The sequence below is a fragment of the Mesorhizobium sp. B2-5-11 genome (assembly GCF_006440835.1).
Classification (GTDB): Bacteria; Pseudomonadota; Alphaproteobacteria; order Rhizobiales; family Rhizobiaceae; genus Mesorhizobium.
In genome coordinates this window covers 211,166-223,981 of the sequence record NZ_VFUK01000006.1, presented here as the reverse complement: position 1 = coordinate 223,981, position 12,816 = coordinate 211,166, and the positions used below count along the sequence as shown (strand labels likewise).

The window sequence follows — 12,816 nt, the reverse complement described above, 5'->3', positions numbered from 1 at the left end:
CGGCACGGAGGAGACCATGGAAACGGTCAACGTTCGCTATATCGTCAATGACGTCGACAGGGCGATCGCCTTCTACCGCGACCATCTCGGCTTCACGGTCGCCATGCACCCGGCGCCGTCCTTCGCCATGCTTTCCAGGGGCAACCTGCGGCTTCTGCTCAATGCCGCTGGCGGCCCTGGTGGGGCGTCGCAGCCGATGCCCGACGGCAGCGTGCCCGAACCCGGTGGCTGGAACCGCATTCAGATCGAGGTCGAGGATCTCGAAGGCGTGGTTCGCAAGCTGAAAACTGCCGGCCAGGCTTTCAGGAACGACGTCGTCAAGGGCATGGGCGGCAGCCAGATATTGCTGCGGGACCCATCCGGCAATCTGGTGGAACTGTTCGAACCGGGGCGCAGATAATGCGTCGCTGTCACGAATAGCCAGCTGACATGGGCAGAAACCACCTGCACGGCATTTGCATTCCGTTGCCAGGCCACTCAATTTGCTGGGAAACAGATTGGACCATGATGGCCAAACGACGCTCTTCCCTCGGTTTCCTCGGCATGTTCGGCCGTTCAAGCGACCTCAGGCAGCTCGATGCCGCATTGCGCGGAGCCGACTTGCATCCCGCCCTTGTGCCGGAGGGCGTAAAGCTCACCATCGTCAACCTGATGAAGGATCACTGGCCCGACGAGCCGCCGCCGCAGGCTTATGCGCAAGTGGCGTGTTTGTTCAGCTATTGTATTGCTGGGCCTGAGGCATTCGAGCGCTCTCATGGCGCGCAGCCGCGGCAGGACGTGGAGCGTCGGATAGAGGCCGCGGTCGATGCCGGAGACAGTTTCGACGCCCAGATCGTGCTGATGGCGCTACACGCCAAGCTGGTCAATACCGAGGTCGTCGAACATTATGGGCTGAGCGCGGATTAACCTATTTTCAAAGGGGGGGCGTTCTCAGCCGCCCATGCCGTTGCGCGGCAGCTTGATCATGTCGCCGAAGCGGGCGCGCAGCCTGTCGTCGAGCGGCTTCGGCACATGGCGCGGGAAGCGTTCGGCGAGGATGCGCTTCTTCTCGACGATCGCCCGCTGCAATATGTCGGGTCGGCCCTTCTCGTTCCATTCCTTCGGCGAAAACCGGTCGCCGACGGCGGGGTAGAAATATTCGGTCTGCATCAGCTTCAGCGTCTGCTCGTTGCCGAGATAGTGGCCCGGGCCTTTCAGGCAGACATCAGCAATGGTGTCGATCGACAGCGCGTCGTCCGTCACCTCGATGCCGCGCACGCAGCGCAGGCAATGGCCCAGCATGTCGTTGTCGATGATCAGGCTTTCCAGGCAGAAGCCGAGCAGGGACGCATGCATGCCGGCCGATTCGTAGACCAGGTTGAGGCCGGAAAGGCCGGCCATCACATTGGTAATGCCTTTTTCATAGCCGGACTGGATGTCGGGCAGTTTCGAATCCGTCATGCCTGCGGCCGAACCGCCTGGCAGGTCGTAGAACTGCGCCATCTGCGCGCAGGCCGCGGTCAGCACCGCCTGTTCGGCCGAGCCGCCGGACATGGCGCCGGTGCGCAGATCCGACACGAACGGCCAGGTACCGAAGATCGCCGGATGGCCCGGCTTGATGGTGTTGACATAGACAAGGCCGGCCAGCACTTCGGCCACGGCTTGCACCACCGCACCCGCGATCGCCGCCGGAGCGGTGGCCCCGGCCTGTCCGGCCGAAAGCAGCAGGATCGGGATGCCGCCTTCGACGCAGGCCTCGAGCACGCCGCAGGCGTCCTCGGCGAATTTCATCGGCGGCACGACGAAACAGTTGGAGTTCGACACGAACGGCCGGGCCCGGAAATTCTCCTCGCCGCCGGCGATCGCGTAGAGCATTTCGAGCGCCGGTTGCACGTTCTCCCGCACCGTGAAGGACGTGCCGACATGCTTGGACGTGCCCATCACGCAGGCATAGAGCGTGTTGAAGTCCATTTCGAGCGGATCGGGAATATCGCGCGGCACCATGGGCCGCTGGAAGAAATGGATGTTATCGAGCCCGTCGACGATGCGCGCGGCATCATAGATGTCCTGCAGCAAGGATTCGCGATACTCGCGCTTCTCGACGTCGACAAGATGCACGGCAGCACCCGCCGTGCCGTAATGCACGCGCTTGCCCTGGATCACCATGTCGTGCTTCGGGTCCTGGCCGTGCAGCGTGAAATGCCGCGCCGCCCGCTTGATCGTGTCGAGCACCAGTGCGCGCGGGAAACGGATACGGCCGTCGTCGCCATGGCTGGCGCCGGCCTTGGTCAGCGCCTCGATGCAGGACGGGATTGCGTTGGCGAAGCCGACCGTCTCCAGCAGGGTCAGCACCGCTTCGTGGATGCGCTCGCAATCAGTGCCGCGCAGGGGGCCATAGCTCCCCCCCTCAAGGCCGGCGCGAACCGGCCTGATGTCGTCGGCGAGCGGCGCCGCCCGCATGGCGCGACGCGCTTCGCGTCCGCCGGAGCGGCGCGAACGCTGGTCGGCCGCTTCCTGCTTTTCGACAGCCACTGACATGGAAGCACTCCACCTTTTCTCGGAAGCAGGGCGGCGGTTGGTCCACCATCGGCTGCTTCGTCCCCTTTAGGCCTCGACTATGCCGCCGGCATTGGCACAGCCTATGAGCCAGCCGGTCCGGTTGCATATGCCAGTGCTAAAGAAGCAGGAGCCGCTGTTGCGCGGCTCCCGGGAGGTGGTCAGGCCCAGGTGATCAGGCGGCGGCCGGCCTGCGGCCCGCGGCGGTTGCAAGTTCGCGGATACCGGGCTCGATATGCTGCAGCGCGATCGAGGAGATGCCCAAGCGCATGAAACGCGAAGGCTTTTCGGTGCGGTCGAAGAAGCGGTCGCCTGGTTCGATGATGACGCTGCGCGAGGCGGCGGCCTCGGCCAGTCCGCGGGAATCGGTGCCGCGCGGTCCCTCCAGCCACAGCGACGTGCCGCCGGCCGAGTCGGTCGAACGCCACTCGGGCAGGAAAGCGGAAATCGCATGGACCAGGCGCTTGCGCCGCTCGTCGAAGGCGCTCGACAGCCGCCGCACCAGCGCTTCGTGGTGGCCGAGCGACAGGAACAGCGCGACCGCGCGCTGGTTGTTGGCCGGCGGATGGCGCAGCATGAAGCGGCGCAGCGCCCTGAGTTCGGCGATTAGTCCAGCCGAGGCCACGATGTAGCCAAGCCGCAGGCCCGGAGCCAGCGTCTTCGACATCGAGCCGACATAGATCACGCGGCCGGAGCGGTCGAGGCTCTTCAAGGCTTGCTGCGGCGCCTCGTCGAGAAGCTGGCTGTCATAGCCGTCCTCGATGATGATCTGGTTGTAGCGGTTGGCGCGCGCCAGAAGGTCCTGCCGGCGTTCCGCCGACAGCGGCACCATGGTCGGGCAATGATGGCTGGGCGTGACGAAGACAAAGCCGGAATCGTTGGGAATCGAAGAGGTTACGATGCCGGACTGGTCGACCGGCACCGGCTGGATGTCGGCGCCGGCGAGCCGGAAGATCGAGCGTGCGTCGGGGTAGCCCGGATCCTCCATCGCCACCTTCGAGCCCTTGGTCATCAAAAGCGTCGCCAGCATGTAGAGCGCGTTCTGGGCGCCCAGCGTGACGATGATCTCGTCGGGGTTGGCGAAGATGCCGCGCCTGGGCAGCAGCCGCGCCTGGATCTGCTCGATCAGCAGCGGATCGTCGCGATCGACCATGTCGGAGGCCCAGTTGCGGATCTCCAGCACGGCAAGCGCCATGCGGTTGCACTCGCGCCACTCGGCGGTCGGGAACAGCGCCGGATCGAACTGGCCATAGACGAAGGGGTAGGACGACTTGATCCAGTTCTCGTGCTTGGCTGGCGGCGGCATGTCGCTGGCCGCGATCTGCCGGCGTGCCTTCCAGTCGATCTCGTTGGCCTGGTCGGGCGCCTTCTGGTGCGGCTTGGCCGGCGTCGCCAAAACGTCGGGATTGACGAAATGGCCGCGCCGCTCGCGCGCCACCAGGAAGCCCTGGTCGACCAGTTGCTGGAAGGCCAGCACCACGGTTCCGCGCGCCACGCCGAGTTTTTCGGCCAATATCCGGCATGACGGAAGCGGCATCGAAGCGGCGATCTGGCGGTCGAGAATAGCGGCCACGATCGCCTGGCGGATCTGTGCCTGCAAAGTCTGGCCGGATTCGGCCGAAATCCGGAACAGGCCGGACCATATGGCCGTGTCGTTGCGCTGTGGCATGGGAAATGTTCCTCGATGGCCAGCTTTTTTCGTTTGGCTGGACCAGTCGAATGTAACGGTGGCACAAGGGGTTGCGCCAATCAATTTTTCTGATCTTTGGGATTTATGCCAGTGATCTTTCGGCCTTCGCATCCCGTGTAACGCAGTGCGTCATCGCCGCGTATTGACCGGACGGAATTCGGCTCAATAGTTTGGCGCGACGACACGCGCCGGAAACATCCGGTCTGCTAAGATAATTTAACAGTCCCAGGAGCCCGCCGGTGGATCAGTCAGCCTTCCAAAAACAGCTTGCCGCCTTGCGCGACCATCGCGCCGCGGCAGCCGGCGATATGCGCCAGGCCTTCGCCGCCGATCCGCAGCGGTTCAAGACGTTCTCCGCCAGCGACGGCGACCTGTTGCTCGACTGGTCGAAATGCGCCGTCGATGCGCGCACGATGGACCTGCTGGAGAATCTGGCTGACGCCGCCGATCTCGAAGGCCGCCGCGCCGCCATGTTCGCCGGCAAGAAGATCAACGTTACAGAGGGCCGCGCTGTTCTGCACACCGCCCTGCGCAACCTGACCGGCAAGGGCATCATGCTCGACGGGCAGGATGTGAAGGCGGAGGTCATTGCCGTATTGGACGCGATGGGCGCCTTCGCCGACGCGGTGCGTTCCGGCAAGGCGACAGGCGCCACCGGCAAGAAGATCACCGACATCGTCAATATCGGCATCGGCGGCTCCGATCTCGGCCCGGCCATGGCGACGTTGGCGCTGGCGCCCTATCATGACGGTCCGCGCGCGCACTATGTCTCCAACATCGACGGCGCCCATATCCACGACACGCTGAAGGGCCTTTCCGCCGAGAGCACGCTTTTTATCGTCGCCTCCAAGACCTTCACCACGGTCGAAACGATGACCAATGCGCAGACGGCGCGCGACTGGGTCCAGAAGGCGCTCGGCAAGGAAGCGATCGGCAAGCACTTCGCCGCTGTCTCGACGGCACTCGACCTGGTGGCGAAGTTCGGCATCGAGCCGGACCGCGTCTTCGGCTTCTGGGATTGGGTCGGCGGCCGCTATTCTGTGTGGGGCGCCATCGGCCTTCCCGTGATGATCGCCATTGGTCCACGCGATTTCCGCGCCTTCCTCGATGGCGCGCACGAAATGGACGAACACTTCCGCACAGCGCCGCTGGCCAAAAACCTGCCGGTGCTGCTTGGCCTTGTCGGCTGGTGGCATCGCGTCGTTTGCAAATACCCGGCCCGCGCGGTCATCCCCTATGACCAGCGCCTGTCCAGGCTGCCGGCCTATCTCCAGCAGCTCGACATGGAATCGAACGGCAAGAGCGTCACCCTGGACGGCGGCCCCGTGGCGACGCCGACCGGGCCGCTGGTCTGGGGCGAGCCCGGCACCAACGGCCAGCATGCGTTCTTCCAGCTCCTGCACCAGGGAACCGATTTCATTCCGGTCGAATTCCTCGCCGCGGCGAACGGCCACGAGCCGGAGCTGAAGCACCATCACGACCTGCTGCTCGCCAACTGCCTGGCGCAGTCGGAAGCCTTTATGAGGGGCCGCACGCTGGAGGAAGCGCGCGCGCAGATGCTGTCCAAGGGCATGAAGCCGGCCGATGTCGATCGCATTGCCCCGCACCGCGTCTTCTCCGGCAACCGGCCCTCGGTGACCATTCTTTATCGCAAGCTCGACCCGCGCACGCTCGGCCGCCTGATCGCTCTCTACGAACACCGCGTCTTCGTCGAGGGAACGCTGTTCGACATCAACTCCTTCGACCAGTGGGGCGTCGAGCTCGGCAAGGAACTGGCCACCGGCCTTCTGCCAGTCGTGGAAGGCAAGGAAAGTGCCGCAAAGCGGGATGCCTCGACCGCCGGCCTGGTGGAACACATCCACCAATTGCGTGGTTCGGAGTGACTGAGTTGGCAGACATCAAGGGAATATTGTTCGACAAGGACGGAACGCTTGTCGACTTCAATGCGACCTGGCTCGGGGTTGCCGACTTCATGGCCATGGACGCCTCCGAAGGCGACCGCTGGAAGGCCGACAGGCTGCTTGCGGCCGCGGGCTTCGATTTCGCCAACAGGCGCTTCAAGCCCGACTCCATCTTTGCCTCCGGCACCAATCTCGACGTCGTCGAATTGTGGTTTCCGCGCCTGTCCGATGAAGACCAGATGCTGGCCGTCGCCCGCTTCAACCAGATCACCTCGGTGCAGGGCTCGGCGATGGCGGTGGCTCTGCCGGGCATCGTCGAAACGCTCGGCACCTTGCACGCAAGGTCCTATCGGCTCGGCGTCGCCACCAACGATTCGACCAGCGGCGCGGAAAAAACGCTGGTAACGCTCGGCGTCGCGCAGCTGTTCGACGCCGCCTACGGCTATGACGCGGTGGCCAATCCCAAGCCGGCGCCGGATACGATCCAGGCCTTCTGCGATCTCACCGGCCTGAAGCCGACGCAGGTCGCCATGATCGGCGATAACCGCCACGATCTCGAAATGGCTCGTGCCGGCGGCTGCGGCCTGGCGGTCGGCGTGCTCTCGGGCACCGGCACGCGTGAATCTCTGGCCGGAATTGCCGACGTGATCCTGGATTCGGTTGTCGACCTGCCGGATTTCCTTTCAGCGCGGGTCAAGGAGACGATCTGATCTCGTCGCTAGCGGCGTCTCGGCTTCGAAGGAAAAGACGCCGCTCGGCCTGCTTGCGGCGCCCTTCGCGTCGCCGAATCCGGCACCTGATATTCGGCGAGCAGCCTGAGCCGCGACAATGGTAGATCGGCGCGGCGCGGGTCGCCGATCAGGACCTCGACGCCAGCGGCAAGGCAGCGGTCGAGGAAGGGGATCATGCGTTGGGTGACATCGGGTCCGTAGAACACGTCGCCAGCCAGCACAAGGTCGACCGCTGGTGGCGGACCGGTGGTAATGTCTTTGCAGATCACCGAGATCGTGACGCCGTTGTCTTTTGCATTGAGACCGAGCGCGGCGACGCCGTTTCGGTCGATCTCGGCGGCGATCACTTCGCGGGCCCCGGCCTTCGCGGCAGCGATGCCGACAATGCCGGAACCGGCACCAAGGTCGAGCACGCGGCGTCCCCCCACGGTCATCGGATGGTCGAGGACATAGCGCGCGAGCACGGTGCCGCCGGCCCATGCGTAGGCCCAGTAGGGCGGTTGTGGCTCCGGTGCATCTTCCGCATCGCCTTCGGGCTCGACGAGCCGTCTCAATCCGCTGCTGGGGTGCGCCGTGTAAAACCGGATTTCTGGAAGCGCAGGCGCAGGGACAAGGCGCATGTTGGCCTTGATGAACTCGGCCGGGTCGAGGCGCTGGCGCCGGTCCGGCGCATCGTCGCCGGCAAGATCGTGGTCCAAGCCGGCTCCTATTCGCGCAATGCGCGCCGCAGGATCTTTCCGACCGGCGTCTTCGGCAGTTCTGTCCTGAATTCGATGTATCTGGGCCGCTTGTAGCCGGTCAGGTTCTCACGGCAATAGGCGGTGATGGCCTCGGCGGTCAGCGCCTGGTCCTTCTTGACGATGAACAGTTTCGGCACTTCGCCCGAATGCTCGTCCGGCACGCCGATTGCCGCCACTTCGAGCACGCCGGGATGCAGCGCCACGACTTCCTCGAGCTCGGTCGGATAGACGTTGAAGCCGGAAACGAGGATCATGTCCTTCTTGCGGTCGACGATCTTGGTGTAGCCGCGCTCGTCCATGAAGCCCATGTCGCCCGACTTGAAGAAGCCGTCCTTGGTCATCACCTTGGCGGTCTCGTCAGGCCGGTTCCAGTAGCCCGCCATCACCTGCGGCCCCTTGATGCAGATTTCGCCGACCTCGCCGAGCGGCAAATTGTTGTCCTCCTCGTCGCGGATGGCGATCTCGGTAGACGGCAGCGGCAGGCCGATCGTGCCGGTGAATTCGCCGGAGCTGAACTTGTTGGCCGTTGCCACGGGCGACGTCTCCGACAGGCCGTAGCCTTCACTGACCGGGCAGCCCGTCAGCGCCTTCCAGCGCTCGGCGACGCCCTTCTGCACCGCCATGCCGCCGCCCAGCGTCAGGAGCAGCGGCTTGAAGTCGAGCTTGCGGAAATCCTCATTGTTGAGCAGCGCGTTGAACAGCGTGTTGAGGCCTGGAAAGATATGGATCGGATACTTGCCCATTTCCTTGACGAAGCCGGGGATGTCGCGCGGGTTGGGGATCAGTATGTTCTGTCCACCCATTTGCATGCCCATCAGCGCATTCACGGTCAGCGCGAAGATATGATAGAGCGGCAGTGCGCAGATGAGGTTGAGATGGGCGGGTTTTGGCTTGACCGTGTAAGCGTCCTGCAGCCACAGCGAATTCTGCGCGACATTGGCCAGCACGTTGCTGTGCAGCAGGATAGCACCCTTCGAGATTCCCGTAGTGCCGCCGGTATATTGCAGGAACGCGATATCGTCGGCCGCCACCTTGGCCGGCTTGAAACCCATGCCGCTGCCCACCTTCAGCGCCGCGTTGAACTTGACATGGCCGGGCAATGACCAGGCCGGCACCATCTTCTTGACGCGGCGCACCACCAGATTGACGATGCTTCCCTTGAGCCCGCCGAGCATGTCGCCCATGGCCGCGACGACGACGTGCTTGACCGACGTCCTGGCGATCACCGCTTGCAAGGTGCTGGCGAAGTTCTCCAGGATGATGATCGCTTGTGCCCCGGAATCCTTGAGCTGGTGTTCCAGCTCGCGCGGCGTGTAGAGAGGGTTGACGTTGACCACCGTGTAGCCGGCGCGCGCCACCGCCATCATCGCCACCGGATATTGCAGCACGTTCGGCATCATCAGGGCGACGCGTGCGCCTTTGGGCAACCCGGTCGATTGCAGGTAGGCGCCGAACGCCGCCGAAAGCCGTTCGAGTTCCGCATAGGTGATCGACTTGCCCATGCAGGTGAAGGCCGGCTGGCCGGCAAATTGCTTGCAGGCGGCAACGAGGAAATCGCCGATGGAGCTGTAGGGCAGGGCGCCGATCTCGGCCGGCATGTTCTCCGGGTAGCTTTCCAGCCAGGGCTTTTCCGGCAAGCCTGCGGCAAGGGCGGTGAGCGCTTTCGGCAATCGCTTGGCGGCCGCCGGTCTCGAGGCCGCCGGTGCCGGCTTGGCCACGGATGCGGCTTGTGCGGCCCCAGTCTTGCTAGTCCGGGTCGCCCCGGTCTTGCTCGCGCCAGTCTTCGTCGTCCCGGCCTTGGTCGAACTGGTCTTTGTCGTCCCGGTTTTAGCAGTTCCGGCCTTCGCCGACGTCTTTGCGGGGACGGCTTTGGCCGCCGGCTTCGCGGCCGGTTTGACAACAGCGTCCGCCTTGCCGGCGGAAGGTTTCCCTGCGACCTTTGCCTTTGTGCTCTTTGCGCCCTTTGCGTTCTTGGCGGAGGGCGTTGGCTGCTTGTCGGCGCCCGCGGCCGGCTTCAGGGTCGCCTTGGCCGTCTTCGGCGGAGCCGTCCTGTTCGATGCTTTTGCCAACCGTCCCTCCCTGTTTTGTTCGCCCCTGCCGCGCTCGCCTCCTGCTAAGAGAGGCGTCCCCCGCTGCCGACGGTGCCTTGTCTATGTATGGCCTCTATCGGCGGGCGTGCAAGCCTTGCCCCAGCGGCAAGCCGTCGAAAGATTTGCCGCCGAAAATCTTTCCCGCCACGGGCGCAGCGGCCCTGCATCGTCCGGCATCCCCGGTCATATGAAAGCGGGCGCGACGTTGATCTCGTAAGATTGGTGATCAATAAAAAAATGCGGTCGTTAATAATGTTGTGAATAGAAAAAAATACTGAATTTTTCCATTTTTTTGCGGAGAGGAGGATTTTTTTCCCGCTTACCATGGGGTAGGCAAACTGGGTGTTCCAAAGCCGGAGAAACGGTGCTTATATGCGCGCTTCGCGAGCCTGATAGAGGGGCTTGGAAAAACATCAGGGAGTGCTCAATGAGGAAGAAACTGACTTTTGCAGCCGCGTTGCTGGCTGCAAGCGTCCTGGGCGGCGTGGCCAACGCAAAAACCTTGGTCTACTGCGCCGAAGCTTCGCCGGAAGGCTTTGACCCGGCGCCCTACACCGCGGGACAGACGTTCGATGCGTCTTCGCGTACGGTCTTCAACCGCCTCGTCGAATTCGATCATGGCAAGACAACGGTCTCGCCGGGCCTGGCCGAAAGCTGGTCCATTTCCGACGATGGCAAGGAATACACGTTCAAGCTTCGCAAGGGTGTGAAGTTCGCCGCTACCGACTATTTCACCCCGACGCGCGACTTCAACGCCGACGACGTGGTGTTCTCGTTCCAGCGTCAGGTCGACAAGAACGGCCCCTGGTTCCAGTACATACCGGGCATTGCCTACCAGTATTACAATGACCAGTTCGGCGACAACATCACCAAGGTCGAGAAGGTCGACGACCTGACGGTGAAGTTCACCCTCAAGGAGCCGGCGATCACTTTGATCCCGACGCTGGGCATGGACTTCGCCTCAATCGTTTCCAAGGAATATGCCGACAAGCTGCAGGCGGACAAGACGCCTGAACTGTTCAACCAGAAGCCGATTGGCACCGGCCCGTTCATCTTCGTCGATTACCAGACCGACGCTGCCATCCGCTACAAGGCCAACCCCGACTATTGGGGCGGCAAGCAGAAGATCGACGACCTTGTCTTCGCCATCACCACCGATCCGGCGGTCCGTGCGCAGAAGCTGAAGGCCGGCGAGTGCAATATCATGTCCTACCCGGCGCCGGCCGACATCGCCGGCCTGCAGGCCGATCCGAACCTGAAGGTCGACGAGCAGGAAGGCCTCAATGTCGGTGCGCTGATGTACAACACCCAGCAGAAGCCGTTCGACGACGTGCGCGTGCGCAAGGCGCTCAACATGGCCATCAACAAGAAGGCTATCATCGACGCGGTCTTCCAGGGCGCCGGCCAGGTGGCCGTCAACCCGATCCCGCCGACCATGTGGTCCTACAACAAGGACGTGAAGGACGATCCGTACGATCCGGATGCGGCCAAGAAGATGCTCGAAGAGGCCGGCGTCAAGGACCTCAAGATGAATGTCTGGGCCATGCCTGTGTCGCGCCCCTACATGCCGAACGCGCGCCGCACCGCCGAGCTGATCCAGGCCGACTTCGCCAAGGTCGGCGTCACAGTCAACATCGTCAGCTACGATTGGGGTGAATACCTCAAGCGCGCTTCGGCGGTCGATCACGACGGCGCCGTCATCGTCGGCTGGACCGGTGACAATGGCGATCCGGACAACTTCCTCGGTGTGCTCTTGAGCTGCGCTTCCGTCGGTTCGAACAACCGCGCGGAATGGTGCAACAAGGACTTCGATGCGCTCATCAACAAGGCCAAGACGGTTTCCGACCAGGCCGAGCGCACCAAGCTCTACGAACAGGCGCAGGTCATCTTCAAGGAACAGGCACCGTGGGCGACGCTCGCACACTCCAAGGTGTTCATGCCGATGCAGAAGACCGTCTCCGGCTTTGCGATGGATCCGCTCGGCATCCATCGCTTCGACGGCGTCGATATCGCCGAATAAGGTTCGCGAAACGGGGCGGCGCCACAGCGCCGTCCCACCTCGCCCGCCATGCTGCGTTATATCCTCGGCAAGCTCGCCCTCATCGTCCCGACCTTCATCGGGATAACCATCCTCGCCTTCGGCTTCGTGCGCATCCTGCCCGGTGATCCGGTGCTGGTGCTCGCGGGCGAACGCGGCCTGTCGCCCGAACGTCACGCTGCGCTGATGCACCAGTTCGGCTTCGACCTGCCGATCTGGCGACAGTACCTGACCTATCTGGCCAATATCCTCAGCGGTGATTTCGGCACCTCGTTTTCCACCAAGACGCCGGTGCTCAAGGATTTCCTGGTGCGGTTCCCGGCGACGGTCGAACTTGCCATCTTCGCCATGATCTTCGCCATCGTCATCGGCGTCGCCTTCGGCATCTTCGCCGCGATCCGCCGCGGCTCCTGGTTCGACCAACTGACCATGGGAACGGCGCTGGCAGGCTATTCCATGCCGATCTTCTGGTGGGGGCTGCTGCTGATCATCGTGTTCTCCGGCATGCTGCACTGGACACCGGTTTCCGGCCGCATCGACCTTCTCTATTTCTTCAAGCCGGTAACCGGCTTCATGACCATCGATTCCCTGATCTCCGGACAGAAGGGTGCATTCCGCTCGGCCCTGTCGCACCTCGTCCTGCCCACCATCGTGCTCGGCACCATTCCGCTTGCCGTCATCGCCAGGCAGACGCGGTCGGCCATGCTCGAGGTCCTCGGCGAGGACTATGTGCGCACCGCGCGCGCCAAGGGCCTGGCGCCTCGCCGCGTCATCGGGCTGCACGCTTTCCGCAATGCGCTGATCCCGGTCGTCACCACCATTGGCCTGCAGGTCGGCACGCTCCTGACCGGCGCCATCCTGACCGAGAGCATTTTTTCGTGGCCAGGCATCGGCAAATGGATGATCGACGCTATTTCCAAGCGCGACTATTTCACCGTGCAAGGCGGGTTGCTTTTGATCGCGCTCATCGTCATGTCGGTGAACCTCATCGTCGACGTGCTCTATGCCGTCATCAACCCGCGTATCCGGGCGAATTGACATGACCAACGAAGGCCCTGCCACAATCGAAGCCGCGACCGTCGTCAGGCCGC

Annotated in this window: 9 protein-coding genes and 1 pseudogene; 6 read left to right on the top strand and 4 right to left on the bottom strand. The window is 63.4% G+C overall.

All coding sequences use genetic code 11. The features are described from left to right. Positions 1–16 precede the first annotated feature (16 nt). Both FJ490_RS20325 and FJ490_RS20320 read left to right on the top strand, forming a co-directional pair. On the top strand, positions 17–400 hold the full coding sequence (locus tag FJ490_RS20325) for a VOC family protein (protein ID WP_140513038.1): 384 nt from the start codon (positions 17–19) through the stop codon (positions 398–400). Positions 401–507: 107 nt separating this feature from the next. Continuing rightward, positions 508–906, top strand: coding sequence for a hypothetical protein (locus FJ490_RS20320; RefSeq protein WP_140497299.1), 399 nt, complete (start codon positions 508–510; stop codon positions 904–906). A 24-nt stretch (positions 907–930) separates the two neighbouring features. Here FJ490_RS20320 and FJ490_RS20315 read toward each other — a convergent pair whose 3' ends face one another. After that, entirely contained in the window at positions 931–2,517 is a 1,587-nt protein-coding gene (locus tag FJ490_RS20315) for a trimethylamine methyltransferase family protein (protein WP_140497016.1), read from the bottom strand. Between the two features lie 193 nt (positions 2,518–2,710). Next, on the bottom strand, positions 2,711–4,204 hold the full coding sequence (locus FJ490_RS20310; RefSeq protein ID WP_140497014.1) for a PLP-dependent aminotransferase family protein: 1,494 nt from the start codon (positions 4,202–4,204) through the stop codon (positions 2,711–2,713). A 260-nt stretch (positions 4,205–4,464) separates the two neighbouring features. Between FJ490_RS20310 and pgi the strand changes: the two genes are divergently transcribed. After that, positions 4,465–6,108 (top strand): glucose-6-phosphate isomerase, encoded by a 1,644-nt coding sequence (gene pgi, locus FJ490_RS20305; protein WP_140649424.1) that lies wholly within the window; start codon positions 4,465–4,467, stop codon positions 6,106–6,108. Between the two features lie 5 nt (positions 6,109–6,113). Next, a complete protein-coding gene (locus FJ490_RS20300; protein ID WP_140497010.1) occupies positions 6,114–6,836 on the top strand; it encodes an HAD family hydrolase in 723 nt (240 codons plus the stop codon). Here FJ490_RS20300 and FJ490_RS20295 read toward each other — a convergent pair. Continuing rightward, a pseudogene (locus FJ490_RS20295) lies at positions 6,810–7,555 on the bottom strand (methyltransferase). The gene FJ490_RS20300 and the pseudogene FJ490_RS20295 overlap by 27 nt on opposite strands. Before the next feature lie 8 nt (positions 7,556–7,563). Continuing rightward, positions 7,564–9,666 (bottom strand): long-chain fatty acid--CoA ligase, encoded by a 2,103-nt coding sequence (locus FJ490_RS20290; protein WP_140728842.1) that lies wholly within the window; start codon positions 9,664–9,666, stop codon positions 7,564–7,566. A gap of 448 nt (positions 9,667–10,114) precedes the next feature. Here FJ490_RS20290 and FJ490_RS20285 point away from each other — a divergent pair, with 448 nt between their 5' ends. Further along, positions 10,115–11,707: an ABC transporter substrate-binding protein gene (locus tag FJ490_RS20285; protein WP_140497006.1), complete on the top strand. Its 1,593-nt coding sequence runs from the start codon at positions 10,115–10,117 to the stop codon at positions 11,705–11,707. Positions 11,708–11,755: 48 nt separating this feature from the next. Continuing rightward, the gene (locus FJ490_RS20280; protein WP_140497004.1) at positions 11,756–12,763 is read left to right on the top strand and encodes an ABC transporter permease subunit; all 1,008 of its coding nucleotides are present in this window, start codon (positions 11,756–11,758) and stop codon (positions 12,761–12,763) included. Positions 12,764–12,816: the final 53 nt, after the last annotated feature.